Source organism: Caldisphaera lagunensis DSM 15908 (genome assembly GCF_000317795.1).
GTDB classification, from domain to species: Archaea; Thermoproteota; Thermoprotei_A; order Sulfolobales; family Acidilobaceae; genus Caldisphaera; species Caldisphaera lagunensis.
Map to the genome: position 1 here is coordinate 1,388,466 of NC_019791.1, position 21,468 is coordinate 1,409,933.

General features: G+C 31.1%; 21 protein-coding genes. 15 read left to right on the forward strand and 6 right to left on the reverse strand.

All coding sequences use genetic code 11. The annotated features are described in order from the left end of the window. Positions 1–178: 178 nt before the first annotated feature. From CALAG_RS06890 to fen, 3 genes are read left to right on the forward strand one after another with little or no spacing between them, the layout of a single operon-like run. Positions 179–2,392 (forward strand): CDC48 family AAA ATPase, encoded by a 2,214-nt coding sequence (locus tag CALAG_RS06890; RefSeq protein ID WP_425393258.1) that lies wholly within the window; start codon positions 179–181, stop codon positions 2,390–2,392. Positions 2,393–2,403: 11 nt separating this feature from the next. Continuing rightward, the gene (locus CALAG_RS06895) at positions 2,404–2,682 is read left to right on the forward strand and encodes a hypothetical protein (protein ID WP_015233015.1); all 279 of its coding nucleotides are present in this window, start codon (positions 2,404–2,406) and stop codon (positions 2,680–2,682) included. A 50-nt stretch (positions 2,683–2,732) separates the two neighbouring features. Then, positions 2,733–3,779 carry a flap endonuclease-1 gene (gene fen / locus CALAG_RS06900; protein ID WP_048816828.1) on the forward strand — a complete coding sequence of 349 codons (1,047 nt, stop codon included), beginning with the start codon at positions 2,733–2,735 and terminating at the stop codon, positions 3,777–3,779. A gap of 84 nt (positions 3,780–3,863) precedes the next feature. On the opposite strand, the gene CALAG_RS06905 is transcribed toward fen, so the two are convergent. After that, on the reverse strand, positions 3,864–4,457 hold the full coding sequence (locus CALAG_RS06905; RefSeq protein ID WP_015233017.1) for a hypothetical protein: 594 nt from the start codon (positions 4,455–4,457) through the stop codon (positions 3,864–3,866). Between the two features lie 354 nt (positions 4,458–4,811). On the opposite strand from CALAG_RS06905, the gene CALAG_RS06910 reads away from it, so the two are divergent. The 8 genes from CALAG_RS06910 (at position 4,812) to CALAG_RS06945 (ending at position 14,702) form a co-directional block, all read left to right on the forward strand. Then, a complete protein-coding gene (locus CALAG_RS06910) occupies positions 4,812–5,207 on the forward strand; it encodes an ATP synthase subunit c family protein (protein ID WP_015233018.1) in 396 nt (131 codons plus the stop codon). An 81-nt stretch (positions 5,208–5,288) separates the two neighbouring features. Then, on the forward strand, positions 5,289–6,737 hold the full coding sequence (proS, locus tag CALAG_RS06915; RefSeq protein WP_015233019.1) for a proline--tRNA ligase: 1,449 nt from the start codon (positions 5,289–5,291) through the stop codon (positions 6,735–6,737). A gap of 232 nt (positions 6,738–6,969) precedes the next feature. Next, complete coding sequence (locus tag CALAG_RS06920; RefSeq protein WP_015233020.1) at positions 6,970–8,091, forward strand: MFS transporter; 1,122 nt, start codon at positions 6,970–6,972, stop codon at positions 8,089–8,091. 103 nt (positions 8,092–8,194) lie between these two features. Then, positions 8,195–9,529 (forward strand): MFS transporter, encoded by a 1,335-nt coding sequence (locus CALAG_RS06925; RefSeq protein ID WP_425393264.1) that lies wholly within the window; start codon positions 8,195–8,197, stop codon positions 9,527–9,529. Positions 9,530–9,592: 63 nt separating this feature from the next. After that, positions 9,593–10,333, forward strand: a complete 741-nt coding sequence (locus CALAG_RS06930; protein ID WP_015233022.1) for a methyltransferase domain-containing protein — start codon at positions 9,593–9,595, stop codon at positions 10,331–10,333. A 186-nt stretch (positions 10,334–10,519) separates the two neighbouring features. Next, positions 10,520–11,446 carry a polyprenyl synthetase family protein gene (locus CALAG_RS06935; protein WP_015233023.1) on the forward strand — a complete coding sequence of 309 codons (927 nt, stop codon included), beginning with the start codon at positions 10,520–10,522 and terminating at the stop codon, positions 11,444–11,446. Positions 11,447–11,680: 234 nt separating this feature from the next. Beyond that, positions 11,681–12,355, forward strand: coding sequence for a protein-L-isoaspartate O-methyltransferase (gene pcm / locus CALAG_RS06940; protein WP_015233024.1), 675 nt, complete (start codon positions 11,681–11,683; stop codon positions 12,353–12,355). A gap of 133 nt (positions 12,356–12,488) precedes the next feature. Next, positions 12,489–14,702, forward strand: coding sequence for an elongation factor EF-2 (locus CALAG_RS06945; protein WP_048816829.1), 2,214 nt, complete (start codon positions 12,489–12,491; stop codon positions 14,700–14,702). 2 nt (positions 14,703–14,704) lie between these two features. Here CALAG_RS06945 and CALAG_RS06950 read toward each other — a convergent pair whose 3' ends face one another. Genes CALAG_RS06950 through CALAG_RS06970 form a run of 5 tightly spaced genes read right to left on the reverse strand, consistent with a single transcriptional unit; the run spans position 14,705 to position 17,983 of the window. Beyond that, complete coding sequence (locus tag CALAG_RS06950) at positions 14,705–15,406, reverse strand: hypothetical protein (protein ID WP_015233026.1); 702 nt, start codon at positions 15,404–15,406, stop codon at positions 14,705–14,707. Positions 15,407–15,410: 4 nt separating this feature from the next. Continuing rightward, on the reverse strand, positions 15,411–15,860 hold the full coding sequence (locus CALAG_RS06955; protein WP_015233027.1) for a DUF371 domain-containing protein: 450 nt from the start codon (positions 15,858–15,860) through the stop codon (positions 15,411–15,413). A 4-nt stretch (positions 15,861–15,864) separates the two neighbouring features. Continuing rightward, positions 15,865–16,566, reverse strand: coding sequence for an ERCC4 domain-containing protein (locus tag CALAG_RS06960; protein ID WP_172633886.1), 702 nt, complete (start codon positions 16,564–16,566; stop codon positions 15,865–15,867). A 4-nt stretch (positions 16,567–16,570) separates the two neighbouring features. Next, on the reverse strand, positions 16,571–17,578 hold the full coding sequence (locus CALAG_RS06965) for a DHH family phosphoesterase (protein WP_015233029.1): 1,008 nt from the start codon (positions 17,576–17,578) through the stop codon (positions 16,571–16,573). 15 nt (positions 17,579–17,593) lie between these two features. Further along, positions 17,594–17,983, reverse strand: coding sequence for a prefoldin subunit beta (locus CALAG_RS06970; protein ID WP_015233030.1), 390 nt, complete (start codon positions 17,981–17,983; stop codon positions 17,594–17,596). Between the two features lie 698 nt (positions 17,984–18,681). Here CALAG_RS06970 and CALAG_RS06975 point away from each other — a divergent pair. From CALAG_RS06975 to CALAG_RS06990, 4 genes are read left to right on the forward strand one after another with little or no spacing between them, the layout of a single operon-like run. After that, positions 18,682–19,086 (forward strand): NADH dehydrogenase subunit 3, encoded by a 405-nt coding sequence (locus tag CALAG_RS06975; RefSeq protein ID WP_015233031.1) that lies wholly within the window; start codon positions 18,682–18,684, stop codon positions 19,084–19,086. 11 nt (positions 19,087–19,097) lie between these two features. Then, positions 19,098–19,733: an NADH-quinone oxidoreductase subunit B gene (locus CALAG_RS06980; RefSeq protein WP_015233032.1), complete on the forward strand. Its 636-nt coding sequence runs from the start codon at positions 19,098–19,100 to the stop codon at positions 19,731–19,733. Beyond that, entirely contained in the window at positions 19,699–20,214 is a 516-nt protein-coding gene (locus tag CALAG_RS06985) for an NADH-quinone oxidoreductase subunit C (protein ID WP_157463227.1), read from the forward strand. The genes CALAG_RS06980 and CALAG_RS06985 overlap by 35 nt, the downstream gene beginning before the upstream one ends. 2 nt (positions 20,215–20,216) lie before the next feature. Continuing rightward, on the forward strand, positions 20,217–21,467 hold the full coding sequence (locus CALAG_RS06990; RefSeq protein ID WP_015233034.1) for an NADH-quinone oxidoreductase subunit D: 1,251 nt from the start codon (positions 20,217–20,219) through the stop codon (positions 21,465–21,467). Position 21,468: the final 1 nt, after the last annotated feature.

Sequence of the window (21,468 nt, forward strand, 5' to 3'; positions counted from 1 at the left end):
TAATAATATTATTAATCATTAATATTCTCTAAAATAATATTTTTATTAAAATTATTAGTTTTTATTAAGAAATAAAATTATTTATGATAATTTAAAATAATTATTTATAGAAATACTTTATAAAATGCTAATTTAAAGGCTCTCCTCTATAATTTTTCTCTGGAGATAAAACATAGGTGTGAAAATTATGTCTGAGGAGAACCAATCAAATAATTCAAAGGAAATCGTATTGAGAGTTTCTGAAGCAAGGCCTAGGGATACAGGGAAAAGAAGAGTAAGAATAGATGTAGATATAATGAAACAACTTAATGTAGAGCCCGGAGATATTGTAGAAATAGAAGGCAAGAAGAAAACAGTTGCTGTAGTATGGCCAGCATTACCAGAAGATCAAGGTTTAGACATAATTAGAATGGATGGTATATTAAGGAAAAATGCTGATATAAATATTGGCGATAAAGTTATAGTTAGAAAGGTTTTGCCGAAACAGGCCATAAAAGTAAAACTCGCACCAACGGTTCACTCAATATCAGTTGATGAAGGGTTTAAAAAATATGTTAAAAAGAAACTAGTTGGCACTCCTATTGTTGAAGGTGATGTAATAGTTGTTCCAGTTATAGGCCAGGCTGTTCAATTGACAGTTATTGATACAAGGCCAAGAGGACCTGTTATAATAGGTGAAAAGACTTCAGTAGATGTATTAGAAAAGCCAATGGCCCAAATTAATGTTCCAAAGGTAACATACGAAGATATAGGTGGTTTAAGAGATATAATTTCAAGGATAAGAGAACTCGTTGAATTACCTTTAAGACATCCAGAGCTTTTTGCAAGGCTCGGAATAGAGCCACCCAAAGGAGTTTTATTATTTGGTCCTCCTGGAACAGGTAAGACACTATTAGCAAAAGCAGTTGCAACAGAAAGTGATGCATATTTTGTTGCAATTAATGGACCAGAAATCATGAGTAAGTTTTATGGAGAAAGCGAGCAAAGGTTAAGAGAAATTTTTGATGAAGCAAAGAAAAATGCTCCTGCAATAATATTTATTGATGAAATAGATGCAATAGCTCCAAAAAGGGATGAAGTTGTAGGAGAAGTAGAAAGAAGGGTTGTTGCACAATTATTGGCATTAATGGACGGTCTTGAAAATAGAGGTCAAGTAATAGTAATTGGCGCAACTAATAGAATTAATGCTGTAGATCCTGCATTAAGAAGACCTGGTAGATTTGATAGAGAAATTGAAGTTCCATTACCTGATAAGCAAGGTAGATTAGAAATATTGCAAATACATACAAGGCATATGCCTTTAGATGGTGACGTTGATACAGAGAGATTAGCTGAGATTACAAAAGGATATACTGGAGCAGATTTAGCAGCTTTAGTAAAAGAGGCAGCGATGCATGCATTGAGAAGATACTTACCAGAAATTGATATAGAGCAAGAAAAGATACCAGTAGAGGTTTTAGAGAAAATGGTAGTAACAATGGATGATTTTATAGCAGCATACAAAGAAATAACGCCAAGTGGATTAAGAGAAATTCAAGTAGAAATACCTGAAGTGCATTGGGAAGATATAGGAGGATTAGAAAGTCTTAAACAAGAATTGAGAGAAGTCGTTGAATGGCCATTAAAATATCCTAACTCATTTAAGAGGATTGGAGTTCAGCCACCCAAAGGAGTTTTATTATTTGGTCCTCCTGGAACAGGTAAGACACTATTAGCAAAAGCAGTTGCAACAGAAAGTGGGGCTAATTTTATAACAATTAGAGGTCCAGAAGTTTTGAGCAAATGGGTTGGAGAAAGCGAAAGGGCCATTAGAGAAATATTTAAGAAAGCAAGACAATATGCCCCAGTTGTGGTATTTTTCGATGAAATAGATGCAATCGCTGCATTAAGGGGAATTGATGAAGGGACAAGAGTTGGTGAAAGAATAGTAAGTCAGTTATTAACAGAAATAGATGGTATAACTGATCTTCAAAACGTGGTAGTTATAGCAGCAACAAATAGGCCAGAAATGGTAGATCCAGCATTAATTAGGCCTGGAAGATTAGAGAAACTCGTTTATGTTCCACCTCCTGATGAAAAAGGTAGAGTTGAGATATTGCAAATACATACAAGAAATGTCCCCTTGGCTGACGATGTCGATTTAATTGAAATAGCTAAGAGGACTAATGGATATACTGGAGCAGATTTAGCAGCTTTAGTTAGGGAAGCTGCAATGCAGGCATTAAGAGAAGATTTGCAAAATGGAATTGTTAAAAATAAACACTTCGATGTTGCATTGTCAAAAGTAAAACCAAGTGTTACACAATATATGATAGATTATTACATGAAGTGGCTTGAAAGCGCAAGGCAAATGAATGTAGGAAAAACTATGTCTACATCAATAACTTATTAAGGTGAACAAACATGAGTGTATGGGTTGAAACCCCTTATTTGAATTTGGTTTATGACGAAATTAAAAAGCTTACAAAAGACGGGGAAGTACCAATTTCCGAAAAAGAAATTATATCTAGCCTATCTAGGCAAGGCTATGACATTTCCCCTTCTGATTTGGTAAAATTATTAATAAAAATGGAAATCATGGGTTTGATTGTTGTTAGTTCTAGTACAAAGGAAGAAAGATTAATTAAGTTAAATAAAACAGAAAGGCATGAAGAATTTGTTCAAGTTGATAATGAGAGTTAAACGAAAAATTAAAACGTTTTAAATAATATTTTTATTAATTGGTGAAAATTTTGGGAGTTAACTTAAAAGATCTTATACCAGAAAAGGCAAAACAAGAAATAGATTTGAAGGCATTAAAAGGATACACAGTGGCTTTAGATGGTTATAATATGTTGTATCAATTTCTTGCTGCAATAAGGCAGCCAGATGGAACTCCATTAATTGATTCTAAAGGTAATATAACAAGTCATATAAGTGGTTTATTTTATAGGACTATTAATTTGATAGAAGAAGGAGTTAAACCTATATATGTTTTTGATGGGAAGCCACCTGAAATGAAGAAAAAAGAAATTGAAGATAGAATTAATAGAAGGCAACAATATGCAGAAAAATATCAAAAGGCAAAACAAGAAGGAAAAATTGAGGAGGCAAAAAAATACGCACAAGCATCAACATCTCTTTCAAATAAGATGGTTGAAGATGCAAAACAATTGCTAACATATATGGGAATACCATGGGTTCAAGCACCGGCCGATGGAGAAGCGCAAGCAGCTTATATGGCTAAGAAAGGTGACGTTTATGCAACAGGAAGCCAGGATTATGATAGTCTTCTCTTTGGTTCTCCAAAATTATTGAGAAATTTAGCAATAACAGGAAAAAGAAAATTGCCTAATAAGGAAGAATATATAGAAATAAAGCCTGAATTAATTAACTTAAATGATATGTTAAAAGCTTTGGAAATAACAAGAGAACAATTAATTGTAATAGGAATTCTTTTAGGAACAGATTTCAATCCTGACGGGTTTAAAGGCTATGGACCTAAAACTGCTTTAAAATACGTAAAAGAACATAGAGATCCAATAAAGGCTTTGAGCTCTTTAAAAGTTAATGATGAAGATATTGATATTATGAAAATATATGAATATTTCTTAAATCCACCTTCCAATCCTAATTATAAAATAGAATGGAGAGATCCAAATGAAGAAAAAATAATAGACATGCTTGTCAGGGAACATGATTTTAATGATGATAGAGTTAAAAAAGCGTTGGAAAGATTGAAAAAATCATTTAAGGAATCTGTGAAGTCAAAACAGGCAAGACTTGATAATTGGTTTTAGATATCTTAATTTTAATAATTATATTAAGGCATTATAGTCATTTTATTTATTAAAATATTAAATTTAATTAAATAAAAAGAAAAATTATATTTGCTTTAAGAGCTTGTCTAATTGATTTGCATCTATATGTTGTTCTATTTTTTCTTCCTCATTTATTTTCTTGTATTTTGGATAGTCTACGAATTCAAAATATATATCATTTCTTGTTAAGATTTTAAAAATCCTCTTTACAGAATCTCCAATTTCATCAACTTTAGGCTTCTCATATGAAGGTATTTTAGCTACATAATATACAATTCCATCAGGACTATAATATATATTGGTTGATTTTATCTCAACATTAGCAAGCAATTTATAAACAAGCTCTTTTGGATTGCTTGCATATTCTATCAAAACTATTCTATCAAAATTGAAATTACGAAGCTTTTCTCTAAGATACTTTTCCAACTCATGCCTATGAGATCCTAAATTTTCTAATATTATATATAATTTTCTATCAAATACAATAGATTTTTTATAATTTACATCCCTTAATCCCTTAATCTTATCTTCAAGTTCTACTAAAACCTTCATTACATCAACTTCCCATTTTTCATATAAGCCTTTATCGATTTTTGCCTGACAGTTAGGGCATAATATCCCACTTTTCACGCAAATTTTGTCTAGTGGTATCTGCATTCTTTCACCAACAGTAATACTACAAATAAACCTTTTATAAATTTGCAAAAATAATATTATATATAATATGTTAATTGGTATTACAATAATGGTGCCTTTTTGACTAGAATAAAAACTAAGAATTTTTATAATGACTTTTTATTATATTCAAACTAGATTGACTAGCAAGCTTTGAAGGGTTTGTATGAAATAATTTTTTCATAATTTTGATTTTATTAATAAACAGATCTTTATTGTTATCTTATATATTATTAGATTTATTACTACTAGAAATAGTAACGCAATGAAATTTTTCCTATAAAGGATCTAAAAGCTTAAAAATTAATACGTAGTTTTAACTAATGGTGAGATTATATGGATAAGAGGATCATAGAAGGTATTAACTTGATTATCAGGGAATCATTAAAGAGACCTAAATATAGGTATATTATGATTGTAGTTGCATTAATTTCAATAATGGCGGCATTTATAACGGGAATTGCAATAACTCATGCAGCAACTACCTCTTCTTCTATAACCCAGGCATCAGCCTATGCAGAATTAGGTAAAGCTATTGGTGCAGGCTTAGCAATAGGATTGGCTGGTATAGGAGGAGGTTATAGTGTAGGTGTGGCTGGCGCAGCTGCAATAAGCGCAATAGCAGAGAATAGAGAGTTATTTGGTACATCATTTATATTCGTAGTTTTAGGAGAAGGAATAGCTATATATGGGTTATTAGTTGCTATAATAATATTGTTCGTATTGCCATAAAACTATTTTTCATAAATACTTAATACTTATATTTTACTATTTTTCTTAGTTTAATGTGATTGAAGCATTAGGTGTCTAGAAGTGGTCGAGCCAAAGAAGGAAAAAAAGGAAAGAGATTTTTCTCAATGGTATGATTGGATATTGGAGAGAGCAGAAATTTATGACTATGGAAGATATCCAATAAAAGGAATGGGAATTTGGTTGCCTTATGGTTTTCAAATAAGGAAAAAAACAATCGATCTAATAAGGGATCTTTTAGATTCCACAGGGCATGAAGAAATTCTGTTTCCATTGCTAATACCAAAGTGGATGTTAGAAAAAGAAAGCGAACACATTAGGGGTTTCGAGGAAGAAGTTTTTTGGGTAACTCACGGTGGATTAGAAGAATTAGATCAGAAACTAGCTTTAAGACCTACTAGTGAAACTATTATAACATATTATGAATCACTTTGGTATCAAAGCTATAGACAATTACCAAGAAAGTTATATCAAATAGTAAGTATGTTTAGATATGAAACAAAAGCTACAAGGCCATTAATAAGATTAAGGGAAGTAACTACATTTAAAGAAGCTCACACGATTCATGATACCTTTGAAAGCGCAGAACAACAAATAAAGGAGGCAATAGATATCTATAAAAAGTTTTTTGACGAACTAGGAATACCTTATATAATTAGTAAGAGACCCGATTGGGATAAATTTGCTGGTGCATTATATACCATAGCATTCGATACAATGATGCCTGATGGAAGAACTTTACAAATAGGAACAGTTCATAATCTAGGGCAGAGCTTTTCAAAGGCATTTAATTATAAAATACAATTAAAAGATGAATCTTTTGATCATCCTTGGCAAACAAGTTATGGAATTAGCGATAGGGTTGTTGCAACTATTATTGGTGTACATGGTGATGATAATGGATTAGTTTTGCCTCCAAATATAGCACCAACACAAGTAATTGTGATTCCTATCCCATCAAGTGATGAGTCAGAAACAAAATCTATAATTGATTATAGCAGGAAAATTTTAAATGAATTATTAGAATCAAAGGTAAGAGCTAAAATAGATGATAGAAGTGAAATGACACCTGGAGAAAAATATTATTATTGGGAAGCAAAAGGTGTACCTGTAAGAATTGAAATAGGATCAAGAGAATTGAGAACGCATAATTTAACAGTTGTTAGAAGAGATACTTTATCTAAAATAACTATAGGAGAAAAAGAATTAATCAATGAAATAAATCATATTATGAATAGCATTCAAAATAATTTATATGAAAGGGCGTGGAAGGATTTAAAACAAAAAATATATGAAACAGATAATTTAAATGAGGCAAGGCAATATTTAGATAAAAAAGGAATAGTAGAAATCCCTTGGTGCGGAAAAGAATCTTGTGCAAATAAAGTAATGGAGTCTCTAGGAGCAAAAAGCTTAGGCACACCATGGCCATCACAAAAGATATCTGGTAAAAAATGCCCAATATGTGGAGAAAAAGCTCAAACAACTATGAGATATGCAAGACAATACTAAATAAAATGCTCAGAGGGCTCCTTGCCATCATTAACCTTTTAAGTTTCTGTGTCCACCACACTCTTCATCGCAATAATTAATAAATTGGTTTTAGTTTATAATTTATTCATAAGTTCTTGTTATTGATTTTTAAATAAGTTTTTAGATATAATGGTAATGCATTAACTATAATTTTATTTCATCGTCCTAAAATTTTTATTCTTTTATAATAATAAGTTAATAGGGGAATAACTTGAATAAAATAAATAATATGATAGGCATACTTCTTCCCTTTACATTATCTGCATTTTCTGTGTTTTCAATTTCTATGGTATTATTACAAATAACAAATTATTTTAAAGTTCCCTTATATATCATAAGTTTTACATTTCCATTAGATTTTATTGGTGGAGCAGTTGGAGGTGTAATATTAGGTAAATTCGCAGATAAGATTGGCAGAAAAATGACTACAATAATATCTATATTAATTTTTTCTATCTCTTTGATTTTGGCATCTTTTTCTAATTCTTTGATAGAATTATTTATTTGTTGGTTTTTTATAGGATTTGGAGTTAATGCAGAAAACGGAATTGCTTATGCATTAATTGTTGAGACTCTGGGATCTTATACTGGCTCATTTGGAGGTCTTGTACAAGGACTTTATTATATTGGTTTTGGACTAGACGTTTTAACATATAGGTTTATTGCATATTGGAGAACCTTGTTTTTGATTGTTGGTATTATAAGTCTTGCGATAGGCTTACCATCTTCCATTATAATAAAAGAAACTTTAAAAAGAACCCAAACAAAGCCCGTTGGTATAAGGAATCTCTTTAATATAGAATATAGATACAAAACGATACTTTTGTCATTAATAGTTATTGGTGCATTTCTATTAAGCGTTCCTTTATTAAGCATTGTTCCTAGTTTTATGGAAAAAATAAATATGACTAATTATATTGGTGTTCTTTCAATAGTTGGTTTCTTATCTTATTGGTTCTCAGGTTTTTTATCAGATAAAATAGGAAGAGCAAAGAATACATTAATATTTTCATCATTAGGTTTATTATCAGCAATTTTGCTAATTTTCTTTGGAATATCATCTTTATTAATAGTCGTGTTTTTGGCATTACTTTACATATCTTCAGGATTATTTTCATACGATGGAATATGGGTGAGTGAAAATTATCCTATAGAATTAAGAGCAACAGCATCGAACTTCGTTTTTATGTTTGGAAGACTTATTGGAGGATTTGCACCGGAAATCACGTCATTAATAGGTTCTCTAAATCTTTCGTATGGTTTAGGGATCGTCTCTGCTATATCTTCAGCCCTGATATTGATATCCTCTATAATTTTTACTAGATTTAAATAAAATCTCATCTATGACCAAATAAAATTTGTTTTATTTAATCAAGTAAAATTTTATGTGGATCTTTTATAACAATTTATAAGGAGTGAATTTAATGATTTATTCGGTGAAGATCTTGGGAGAAAAGGTATATACCGGATTTCCATGGGCAGCCTTTGTAGCATTATCATTGGGTATGATAGTCTTTGGCTTAGCTGAGAGCTACGGACCATTATCAGCATTAACTCAAGTAGTTCCTTCTAATTTAGCATGGTTGGCATTTACTTTGCCTTATATATTTGGAGGTATAGGAGCATTTATATCAGGCTATTTGGCAGATATTTTGGGTAGAAAGCTCGCATTCATTTTAGCATCAGGACTAGTGTTGCTAGGAATGATACTATATTTGCCTATATGGCTAAATGTTGTTACAGGTATTGCAAGAACTATAACTCTATTAATATCAATAGCAATCGTTGGAATGGCAGCTATCGGGTTAGAAAGTCCTGTATTAGCCATGATATCAGAAAGCGTTAGTTCACAACATAGAAGTAAATTACTTGTTCTTGGCCCAAACTTTGGTAATTTGGGAGTCGCATTAGCTTATGTACCATTGCTCATATTTGGTATAAATAACGCTAAGGCCTCTGCATATAACTATGAACTAGCTTTAATTCTTATGTATATTGCTCCAACAATAGGATTAATTTTAGCATGGTTAAAAGCTACTGAGACCTTACCTTGGAAAGCAATTAAAACGAAGAAAAATGTAGAAGAAGCATGGAAGGCTATAGATAAAAACTCTGAGGTTGTAAATCCTAATGCTGGTTTAGGCTTTAGACTACTTACTCTAATACTTATAGGGATTGTTCAAGATGTCGCCTTTGTCTATATTACATATGGAGCATCATATGCTTATTTCAGTAATATTGCTGAATATGTTCCATTGATTGGAGGTTTTACTATGACAATAGTTGGCATAATAACAGGATTATTTATAACATCAAAAGTTAGTAGAAAAGTTTTTGCTGTAATATCTTATTCTATGCTTGCAGTATTTTGGGTATTACTATGGGGTGTTGCAAGTATAACAAATTCTTCAATAGCTATATTATCTATGTTTACTTTATTAATGATTCCAGTAGAAACAACTTGGGCTACAAGGGCACTGTTAGAACCAGAATTGTTCCCAACAAATAGAAGAGGGATGCTTATTTCATTAGTAAGATTCGTAGTTTGGGTATCAGCAGGGATTATAGCAGGTTTATTGATATTAATACCATTATCCTTCACAATAGGAGCATTATCGATGTTCATTATAGCATTAGCAGGCGTAGGTGGAGCATTATTCTGGTATTATAAAGGGTTTGAAACTGGTAATAAGAATTTACTAGGATTAGATTTGCAAGAATCAATGCGTAAAATAGCTCCAGTCAAGGCTTCTGATCCAAAAGATGATTAATTTTTAATTTTTAAATATAAAGGTATATAATAGTTTTTTTGAATTGAAAACTTGGAGTTGAAAATGCTAAAAAATGATAATAAAGTTAATGGAAATCAAGGATTAGAGGAAAAATTTTGGAAAAATATAGTGTCTGAAATAGAGACGTATTCTGAAAAAGGATGTTATGAAAAAGTAAATACATTAATGAGTTTTTTCGTTTTAAAGAGATTGAGAATAATTGCGTCAGCATTGGCCAAAGGATCTAACATTATAATAGATGTAGGAAATGGTCCAGGCACCTCTACAAAATATATTAAAGGTATTTTGAACCCCAGCCATTTGATAGCCATGGATCCCTCTTTTGCTATGAATAAAATAACAAAAGACAATATAAAAAACATTAGCGTGATAAATGGAATGGCCGAAAATATACCAGTAAAAAGTTCTTCAATAGACGCTGTAATTGCAATGTTTTCATTTAGAGATGTAAGAAATTATGATTTAGCATTACGCGAGTTTTCTAGAGTGTTAAAAGAAAATGGGAAGCTAATAATTTTAGATCTCTATAAACCTGAAACTGTTATGGAAAAAATAATTTCGTTTTTCCAATTTAATATTTTAGCTGTTGTATTTGGGATCGTTATGGGATGTGGTAGAGATGCTTTATTATATCCTGACTTACATAAAACAATTTATTATATGTATAATTCAAAGGAAATTTTAAAGTCAGTTAATAAATATTTCAAAAAAGTATCATTTAAGAAAAAGCCTATTATAGTAGGAATTCTTTGGGCGAGTGATCCAAGAAAGGATAAAATTTAATTTATTTAATTTTTCAGTTGTTAAGAATGAATTAATTGTTACCAATAAATTAAAAAATTAAAATAAATTTCCAATGTATAGAATATTTAAATAATTACTATTTCTAAAACTAAAGTAGAGGGTAGAATGCATATTAATAAACTTTAACTAATATATGCAAATAATGGAAAAAGTGGTGCGCTGAAATTGGACAAAGAACAATCCTATGAGGATATCGACACTTCAATTTTAGAAAAATGGGAAAAGGTGAGAGAATATTTAGAACCAAAAATAGAAGATGCAGCAAAATCAATGGAAAACTTAGGAATAGATGGTATTGCTAGATATCTTACGATAGGAGGTAAGATGTTTAGAGGTTTCTTAACTGTACTTTTTGCAGAATCATTGGGCGCAAGTTTAGATTATGCTTCAGATGCTGCAGTTGCTATAGAAATGGTTCATGCAGCAAGTCTTGCAATAGATGATATAGTTGATAAAGATACTAATAGAAGGGGTAAATTATCAGGCTGGATTATATATGGTATTGGAAAAACGGCCTTAACTGCTTTGCTTTTAGTTCCTGTTGCACAAAGAGTGATAGAAAAATATGGATTTGATGCAATAAGATATAGTATAAAGTCATGGGAGGCAATGGTAAGGGGCGAAATTTTAGATGCATACGCCTCATTAAAATTAAATCCTTCCGAATATATGAATGTTATTAAGTTAAAAACTGCTTCATTATTTAGCTTATCTGCTGTATTAGGTGTGATAGCTGCAAAGAATAATAATTTGGTAGACAATGCAGAATTTTATGGTGATAAATTAGGTATAGCTTATCAACTAGCCGATGATATTGGGGATTATTATTCATATCTTATAGGAAAAAAAGAAAAACTTGATCCAGGAGAAGTCTTATTTGAAAAATACATAATGCATAGATACCCTATTAGTGAGAGGGGGGATGAAATAATAAAAAATGGAATGAATATATTGAATGATGTAGTAAATGAGGCATCAAATGCAATAGTTGAATTGCCGGAATCAAAACAAAAATCAATGTTATCAAGAATACCATACTTCATGGTTAACAAGATGTTAGAAAGTGTTGGACTTACTTTAAAAAGGTTTTAACTATAGGTTTCTGTTTATTAATTTTAAATAAGCCTTTCAGAAATATTTTCGTCCTCTTTACAAGAGATCCCATCTTTGAGAGCACGGTAGTTTGCATAAGGAATTAAAAAGAGCTAATAGAAATTAAGAAGTTTAAATATAAATCTAATCCTAGAGGTAAAAAAATATTATTTGCGCAAATTTCTAATAAATATGAGTAAAACTACTTATAGCTAATAAGTTTAAGGTGAAAAGATGGAAAGCTTTAATAAGAAAATGTCATTGATAAATTACTTAAAGAATTCAGGATTTATTAAAACAAAGAAAGTGGAAGAAGCTCTTATTAATGTTGACAGAGCTAACTTTGTTTTATCACAATATTTAAGTGAGGCATACGAAGATAAACCATTACCTATAGGTTACGGGCAAACAATTAGCGCCCCAAGTATTGTAGCATATATGACAGAGTTATTAGAAGTTAATGAAGGAAATAAAATCTTAGAAATTGGAACTGGGTCAGGATATCAAACTGCAATACTATCATACCTAGTTAAAGAAAAGGGCTTAATTGTTTCAATAGAAAGAATAAAAGAGTTATCAGAAATGGCTTATAAAAACCTTGAAAGATTAGGTTTGCATAAAAATGTAAAGTTAATTGTTGGAGATGGATCTCTAGGATATGAAGAAGAAAAGCCTTATGACAGAATAATAATAACTGCTGCAACTCCGGTTGTGCCGAAATTTATTAATATGCAATTAAAAAATAATGGTATTGCTATATTACCTTTAGGAACATTAGAGGAACAAAAACTAGCCATAATTAGAAAAGATGAATTTGGAAATATTGAATTGCGTTATGATATCAGTGTAATATTTGTTCCATTAATTGGTTATGAAGGATTTAAATTTGGTAAAGAGGAAACAAATTAAATGTTTCACTCTTCCCTTGTTATGAAGCAGATTATTTTTTAATCATTTTTAAAAAACTTTCTTAATCAAACAAAAAATAATATTATTTTTTAACCCTTAATCTCTTCTTTATCAAAAGAAGTGGGTGAAAAAAATGGGCGCCAGAGTAAAAGTAATTTCAGAAATAGAAAAAATAATGGCTAACATAGAGCAAGTAAGAAATATAGGTGTTATAGCCCATGTAGATCATGGTAAAACAACAACTAGCGATACATTATTAGCAGGAGCAGGAATTATTTCAGAAAGAGTTGCAGGAGATGCTCTGCTTTTAGACTACCTTAACGTAGAAAAAGAAAGAGAAATGACAGTTAAAGCGGCTAATGCAAGCTTATATCATGAATATAATGGAAAACCATACGTCATTAACTTAATTGATACTCCGGGACATGTAGACTTTACAGGTATGGTAACAAGAAGTCTTAGAGTATTGGATGGAGGAATCGTTGTTGTAGATTCAGCGGAAGGCGTTATGACACAAACCGAAACTGTTTTAAGGCAAGCATTAGAGGAAAGGGTTAAACCAGTTTTATTCATTAACAAGGTTGATAGATTAATAAAAGAACTAAAGTTCGGACCTCAGCAAATACAAGAAAGATTTGTAGAAATAATTAAAGATGTTAACAATTTGATTGATATGTATGCTGAGCCTGAATTTAAAAATAAATGGAAAATAAATCCTGCTGAAGGTAATGTTGCATTTGGTAGCGCAAAAGACAAATGGGCTTTAACAGTGCCTGATGCTACAAAGAAGGGCATAACTTTTCAAAATATAATAGATGCATATTCTTCTAATAATAAAGATAAGGTAGTAGAGCTATTTAAGAAGGCACCTATTTGGGATGCATTATTAAATATGGTAGTAAAGTTTATACCAAATCCTAAAGAAGCACAGAAGTATAGAATACCAAAGATATGGAAGGGAAATCTTGATTCAGATTTAGGTAAGGCTATGATGGAATCAGATCCAAACGGGCCTCTAGTATTTTATGCAAATGCTATTAAGGTAGAAAAAGCCGGAATTGTAGCAACTGGTAGAGTATTTTCAGGTACGTTAGAGCCTGGTAAAGAAGTTTACATCGTTTCGAGTGATCGTACTGGGAGAATTTTACAGGTAAGCCTATATATGGGGCCATTTAGAGAATTAACAGCTAAGATTCCCGCAGGTAACATAGGTGCATTGATGGGTATAGAAGGCCTAAAGTCTGGAGAAACACTTGTTGAAGTATCATACAAATCACAAGCTGCACCATTCGAGCAACTTCATTATATTAGTGAACCTGTAGTAACATCAGCTATAGAACCAGCAAAATTACAAGATTTGCCGAAAATGATAGACGCTCTTAAAAAGTTAACATTAGAGGATCCAAATTTGGTAGTGAAAATTAATGAAGAGACAGGAGAATATCTAATATCAGGTATGGGGCAACTTCATTTAGAAATAGCTATGTGGATGCTGAAGGAATTATATGGGGTAGAAGTAAAGGCTACGCCACCAATAGTTGTTTATAGAGAATCTGTTAAACAGAATAGTAAGGTGTTTGAAGGAAAGAGCCCTAATAAGCACAATAGATTCTACATAAGTGTAGAGCCATTAAACGATGAGACAATTGATTTGATCCATAAGGGTCTTGTTAATGAAGATCAAGATGCTAAGGATAGAGCAAAAATATTAAGAGATAAAGCAAACTGGGATTATGATGAGGCTAGAAAAATATGGTCTATTGATGAAAATATAAACATATTTATTGATGCAACATCAGGTGTTCAATATCTAAAAGAAGTGAAGGATACAATATTAGGTGGATTTAGGATAGCGGTAAAAGAAGGACCATTGGCAGCAGAGCCTGTAAGAGGTCTCAAAGTTGTACTTCATGATGCTGAAATACACGAAGATCCAGTCCACAGAGGTCCAGGTCAGATATATCCTGCTGTTAGAAATGCTATATGGGCTGCTATGTTGACATCAAAACCAACATTACTTGAACCAATACAGAAACTAGAAATTAAAGTTCCCATGGATTACTTAAGCCCAGTAACTTCAATAGTAACAAAGAAAAGAGGAAAGATATTGGATGTTAAACAATCAGGATTGCAAGCAATTGTAACAGCAGAGATACCAGTTGCAGAGAGCTTTGATATATCTCAAGAATTAAGAGGGTCAACAGCAGGTAAAGCGTTTTGGGGAACGGAGTTTAGCAGGTGGGCTCCAGTTCCAGATTCGTTATTAGACGATTTGATTAAGAAAATAAGAGAGAGGAAAGGATTACCTCCAAGACCACCGAAACTAGAAGATCTGTTAGGGCCTTAACCCTAATAGACTATTTTAATAAATTTTATAGACTTCAAGTTTTCATATTTTCTTGATTTTATATTTATATAATCATCTTCTATAACAAGGCCTTGACGATACATTACTAAGGCGCATCTCTCAGTAACAACTGAAGATGCCAATCCTCCTTCGGATAGCAAATCAAGTCCACTATTGATATCTGGTAAAGAGAATCCGCAATGTCCATTAGGATGAGAATGCATGTTATATGCTACCTTAATAAATGGTATTTTTACCTTTAGTGTTTCTCCCTCCAATATAGAAAGATAACCATTGTAATCGTAAAGGAATAAATATTCTATATTTGATGAGGTGGTTTTTTGAGTAAAAGAATTTATTATACTTAGATCTGTATGGAATGGGATATAAGGAATAAAATCATATAAATCTTTAATGCTTATGTAGTTCTTTAGATTTGTATCATTTTTAATAATAATTTTTTTATCATTTATCTCCTCTATATGATCTTTAAAATCCCATGGTGTATTGATTTTGAGATCTATAACATTATCTTTTAACTTTTTTAAGAGATAGTCAATATCTTTTATTTTATAATCTATTTTAGCATCAAATAAATTATAATTATCATCATAGGTATCTTCTATTTTCAATATTATTTTATTTATAATTGATAATATTAAGGAACCATTAGTTATTCTAGTTTCTTGATATTTTTTGTTCATGTTATCACCAAATTTTAAAATTTATGGTTGTTATCATAACAATTAGCTCCCCACCGTTTTTAAGTTCTTCAATTAAATTTCTATCAAGATCTGCAGCTGCTTTATTACTTTTTATTAGAGCAGTTGCAGGTTCTATATAATTACTTTTTCTAAATATTATTTTGGTTTCATTATTAAGGATTAGATTACTATCGCCGTATCCTATCAAGCTATCGCAATTTTTCTTTGAACAAAAAACAACTAATATCATATTACCTTTCTTTATATCTTCTTTAAGCCACTTTGGAAAATCATTTAATGATACTTCTGATTTAATTCCTATTATACAATCCCCCCTTGTTGTCAAATAGTCATCTTTAGTAATTTCTATAGTTGTTTTATGAGTTGCTCTTACATTTTTATGGCCATATGCTTTAAACGTAAACCATCTAGATATGAACTCTTTTTCCTGCAAGTTATCAATCCTTACTATAATAGTTTTCTAGACTACTATTTCCTTTAGCATCTTTTTTATATGGTAACTTAATCAATTCTTTAATTTTTGAGGCCTTCTTTTCTCCGATTATGTTTGCAAGCTCCGATAAACTTGAGTTAAAAAATTTTTCTAGAGATCCAAAATGCTCTAATATTTTTTCAGCACTTTTTTCTCCTATTCCTGGAAATGATTGCAAAATGTAAAGTTGCCATTGCCTATTATCATTTATCTTAGGTTTCTTGAGTATTGGAGACTCATTAACCTCTTTAGAGGGCTCAGATTTTCTTGCTATTGATTCTATGTATTCCGCTGTTGAGAGTTGATCTAAGCTCCATAAGACTTTGACTTTATATTCTAATACTAATGAAATTAATGCAGATTGAATCTGCTTTTCCCTATTTTTATAGAAGAGAAGGGATTTTCTGAAGTCACCCTCCACAATATATATTATATTATTATATTTTGATGACATTTTTTTAGCCTGTTCAAATAGTCTACCATCAAATAATGACTTTACAAAATCATTAGAGCTCTTCCTTTCTATAATTATGTTGTCCGGTATTAGATAATCTCCCTCTTCTAGTTGCCTCCTAATAACCATTAATCCTAATGATTCTAGTATTTTCGGAACTCCAGAAGCTTCTTCTCTCGAATCTGCATAAACCCTATATTTTTTTGTTTCCATAACTCTATCCACTTTCTTTGCATATACCATTTATTAAATTAACTAAATAACTGAAAAATTTTTCTTTTTCTATTGGTTTTTTATTTTTGATAGTAACTATAGAAGCTCCAATATGTCCTCCACCTTCTCCATTATATTTATCTGCAACAATTCTTGCAATATTAGAGGCATCTATTCCCTTTGAGATCGCTTTATCTGAAATTCTTATTGAAATCCTTATATCTTCACCTTCTTTATACTTAATAGTGAATGCAACATCAGCACCATTTTGTATTAATGTCCTAGATACTATTGATTCATAAGAACCTATTTCTGTCACTACAGCTATTAGATCTTTACAAACTTTTCCAATTATTGCTCTAGAAAAACCCTTAAGTTTAGCCATTTTAATTGAAAAATCTTCTTCAATTCCTTTGATGATTTTATAGTAAATAGAAATCGCTTTTTTATAATCACCATTTTTCATTAAATAAAGTAGCGATTCTAATGTACTTTTGCTTGCTCTTTCCAATCTATTACTATCAAATAAAATTCCTAATATACCTAATGTTGATATATTTTCATCAAGATTAATGGTTAATTTACTTGCAAAGGAGGAAACTATTTCGGTAGTTGAAGAAGCATCGTCATCTATATAATACAGTTTTGATATCTGGAAAATCTTTCCCTCACGATGATGATCTATTACTATTAAAGGAATATTTTTATTTGAAATTAAATTTGATACTTGTTCAATCCCTGCATTATCTAATAAAATAAGTTTGTCATAATTAAAATCACATTTTTTTATTTCTATATTTATCTCCTTTAAAGCAATAATAGATTCTTTTGAGAGACCTTGTTTTAGATCAATACAACATTTTTCATTATATCTTTTGCATAATTCATAGGTAATTAATGAAGATGCAATTGCATCTAAATCGGCATTTGAATGAAAAGAAATCCCTATATTTCCATTTTTTAATTCATTAATAAAATCATTTAAAAAATTATTTGTATTCGTCTTTATCAATATGATTTACCTATTTTAACTCCCTGCTCCGCCAATACCTGTTTTAGTTTGTGTGCCTCCAATACCAGATAATAGCTGTCTTAGCTCGATTGTAATTTTATCTATTTGCTCCTTTATCATTGTTTCTTGATTTTTGAGTGCCTTAATCTTTAATTCTAGATCTTCTTTTCTTGTTTCTAGTTCCTTTTGTAGATCTTCTTTTCTGCTTTTTACTAATACAAACCCTGTCATTTTATATAATTCTGCATCAGGTCCCAATGATTGTAATTTTTCTAATACTTTTTCTATTTCTCCTAAAGAAGATTCAGCATTTATTCTTTCTTGTACAACAACATTATATGAGTCTCTTAATTGCAAATACTTATTATATTTAGCCTCAGCCTCAGGTGGAACTCTTTCTACCAATTTTCTCCCCAATGTTTGTGTAATAGGCCTTCCTTTTATTTTTACAAGAATTTGAAAGCCTTGCTCTAAAAAGATTTTCTAATACCTTCTTATTATAATAATTTAAAGTAATGATATTTATCCACTTCTTGATTAAGAGGTATGAGATAGCGTGATAAAACACTTAGCAATAACAATCAACAACTCTTAAGACTCCTAACTTATGAAGTGAAGTTTAGAAAATGATAGTGTTTTTTAATTATTTTTAATATTCTAACATGATGAATGTAATCATAATTATGAGGATAATAATAAATTACTCTAGTAGATCCTTTAATGTAGAAGAAATCAATTATTCATGCACTAAAGTTTTTCAAATTTTTATAATTTCTTATTGTTAACTGGGGAGTTAACAGTAATTTTTTTGATTTTGCATAACTCAAAAGAGGCAGTTATGCGAACTCCTCCATCTCGTTTCTCCTTCATCAAGTAGTAAATTGTGTTGTTAGCTTCGTCTATAGTATCATTGATTAGTAATACCACAGATGGCATTTATTTTGTATTATAGAAATATAAATTAATTAAATAAAAAATAAATAATTTTAAACTTTAATTGTATGGTTAAAAAAAGTGAAATTAAAAATAACTATACAGAGTAAAGGCAAAAAGAATAAATAAAACTCCTAATACTTATTTGATACGTGAAGGGTGGATTTAATTTGTCTATTGCCTATAATCCGTTAGTGATAGCAGCAAACTCAATGATTATAGTTCCTGCTATAGTATTATTATTATTAGTTGCTGTTATTTACCTTTTAAAATGGCTTTTAAGAGCCAGTCCAGAGATTGAAAAAACAGAGCCATATAAGAAAATACCATTTGAGTCAGCAAATCCTCCTAAGGGTGTAGGTAAAGGCAAGGTATCATTTCAATATTTTGGTTATTTGGTAATGTTTTTAGCTATGGAACCAGCTGTAGTACTTCTAACGTTTATAAGTATTGTTCCTAGAACATTAATATTTCACGCAATTTTATTATACTTAATATTGATTTTAGTATTTGCACCTTTGTTAGCATATGCAGCATATGAGTCCAAAAGAATTAAAAATTGGATTTTGGATTAAGGTGATTTATTATGAGTAAAAATGAAAAAGGAAATGGAGAGGAAAAAGGTAAGGTTTATTTAGCAGATTTAGATACGGTAGCGGAAGAAGCAAAGCAAATGCTTTTAAAAGGAACAGTTGGTAAAATGGTTGATTGGGCTAATGCCTTTAGCTTATGGCCAGTCCATTTAATGACAAGTTGTTGCGGATGTGAAATAGGTGCTGCATGGGGTCCAAGATTTGATAATGAAAGATATGGATCACTCCCTTGGGTTTCACCAAGGCAGACTAATTTAATTATAGTTGAAGGCACAGTTACCAAAAAAATGGCTTGTTCAGTTAGAATTACATGGGATCAAATGCCATATCCAAAGTTTGCAGTAGCTATGGGTGCATGTTCTTTGGATGGAGGTATATTTTATAATAGTTATAATATAGTAAGACCATGGCAAGTTATACCAATTGATGTTTATATACCAGGTTGTCCTCCTAGACCAGAAGCAGTTTCAAGAGCAATTGTTGAGTTGCAGAAATTGCTAAGAAACAAGTCTATTGCCTCTAAATGGATTACTGAATCTAAGCGTGAGGATATGAAGAATATTATACCCAAAGAGGATTTATGTGGTTGGAGAGGTGAAAAAGTTGATCTCCATACAAGATTCACTTAAAAATGTATTAAAGGATAATATAATCAATATAGAACAAGCAAAAGGGTATATCGATGTATTAGTATCAACAGAAAAGTTAGTTGATTCAGCAAAGAAGTTAAAAGATTTTGGTTTTGATCATGTAAAGTCAGTAACTGCTATTGATTATATAGCGAAGAAGCAGTTTAAGGTAACATATCATATTTCAAGCTATTTAAATGAAGAATTATCAAAATATATTATAGGTTTATCTACAATAATTAATAGAGATAATCCTCATTTACCCAGCTTATCTAAAATATGGGTTAGCGCAGAATTTCAAGAAAGGGAAGTTTATGAGTTCTTCGGCATAATATTCGATGATCATCCAGATTTACGCTTGCTTTTGTTAACCCCTGTAATAGCTGCATTGAAGCCTTTAAGAAAAGATTTTGTTGTTAAGGAAGAAAGCGATGATATAGAAGTTGATTATGCAGCATATAATGCTAATAAATGGTGGTAATTATGGAATCTAGTACATCTAGTGGTTCTGTTCCTCATTTGCCTGGTATGGAAGTGACAGAGGTATCTAAAAACACATATGAAGTATACATTGGCCCAGCACATCCAGGTTCTGGGCATATGAGGATAATAGTTGAAGTTGATGGAGACATTATGGTAAGGGTTGATCCTGATATAGGATTTGTTCATAGAACAATGGAAAAACTTGCAGAAGGTAGAGATTGGATAAAGAATATACCACTATTTGAAAGGATGGCAATTTTAGATGCATGCAACATAACTTTACCTTATGTTCAAGCTGTAGAAAGATTGCTAGGAACTGAACCTCCAGAAAGAGCAAGATATCTGAGAACTTTACTTTGCGAGATAAACAGAATTGCAAGCCATTTATATGGAATGGGAATCTTTGGAGTGTTCTTAGGCCATTCAACCCTATATATGTGGGCATTTGGAGATAGAGAGGTCTTTGTTGATTTAGCTGAACAAATGACTGGGGCTAGATTAACACATTCTTATCCAGTATTTGGAGGGGTAAGAAGAGATATACCAGATGATTTTCCAGAAAACGCTAGGAAAGCAGCAAAATATATGAGAAATAGGCTGAACGAATATGCAAAAATATTTCTTAATAATCCTAATATAAGAAGTAGATTAGAAAATGTTGGAGTAATGTCTAAAAACTTGGCAACAGAGCTAGGTATAGTTGGACCTAACCTAAGAGCTAGCGGAGTTAGATACGACGTAAGACTTAACGAACCTTATGAAGCTTATGGAGATGTAGAATTTGAGATTCCAGTTTTTGAAGAAGGGGATTCATTAGCAAGAGCTTGGGCCAGAGTTGAAGAGATTAAACAAAGCTTAAATATAATAGAGCAGGTAGTAGATTGGTTAGAAAAACATCCTAGAGAAAACTTCATGCATGAAAAATTCTGGAAGACAGCACCAAAATTATATAAAGATGTGTTTTCAGGTCAAATAGATTATGCAGGTAAATATAGAGTTAAACTAATGCCATTATTTGCCTCATTAAAGGTTCCTCCAGGAAAAGCATTTGCAAGAGTTGAAGCTGGAAGAGGAGAAATGGTATATTATGTAGAAAGTGATGGTAAAGATCTACCATATAGGGTAAGAGTAGTTTCTCCATCATTTAGAAATGTTATTGCTTTTAAGTATTTGATGCCTGGTCATAGATTAATGGATCTTCCTACAATATATGGTAGTTTTGATTATTTCCCACCAGAATGGGATAGGTGAT

What these genes read in the sequence shown, in the direction of transcription:
- CALAG_RS06990 (WP_015233034.1), top strand. Translation starts at nt 20,217, where the DNA reads ATGGAATCTAGTACATCTAGTGGTTCTGTTCCTCATTTGCCTGGTATG.
- CALAG_RS06930 (WP_015233022.1), top strand. Translation starts at nt 9,593, where the DNA reads ATGCTAAAAAATGATAATAAAGTTAATGGAAATCAAGGATTAGAGGAA.
- CALAG_RS06910 (WP_015233018.1), top strand. Translation starts at nt 4,812, where the DNA reads ATGGATAAGAGGATCATAGAAGGTATTAACTTGATTATCAGGGAATCA.
- CALAG_RS06960 (WP_172633886.1), bottom strand. Translation starts at nt 16,566, where the DNA reads ATGGAAACAAAAAAATATAGGGTTTATGCAGATTCGAGAGAAGAAGCT.
- pcm (WP_015233024.1), top strand. Translation starts at nt 11,681, where the DNA reads ATGGAAAGCTTTAATAAGAAAATGTCATTGATAAATTACTTAAAGAAT.
- CALAG_RS06945 (WP_048816829.1), top strand. Translation starts at nt 12,489, where the DNA reads ATGGGCGCCAGAGTAAAAGTAATTTCAGAAATAGAAAAAATAATGGCT.
- CALAG_RS06980 (WP_015233032.1), top strand. Translation starts at nt 19,098, where the DNA reads ATGAGTAAAAATGAAAAAGGAAATGGAGAGGAAAAAGGTAAGGTTTAT.
- CALAG_RS06950 (WP_015233026.1), bottom strand. Translation starts at nt 15,406, where the DNA reads ATGAACAAAAAATATCAAGAAACTAGAATAACTAATGGTTCCTTAATA.
- CALAG_RS06905 (WP_015233017.1), bottom strand. Translation starts at nt 4,457, where the DNA reads ATGCAGATACCACTAGACAAAATTTGCGTGAAAAGTGGGATATTATGC.
- CALAG_RS06895 (WP_015233015.1), top strand. Translation starts at nt 2,404, where the DNA reads ATGAGTGTATGGGTTGAAACCCCTTATTTGAATTTGGTTTATGACGAA.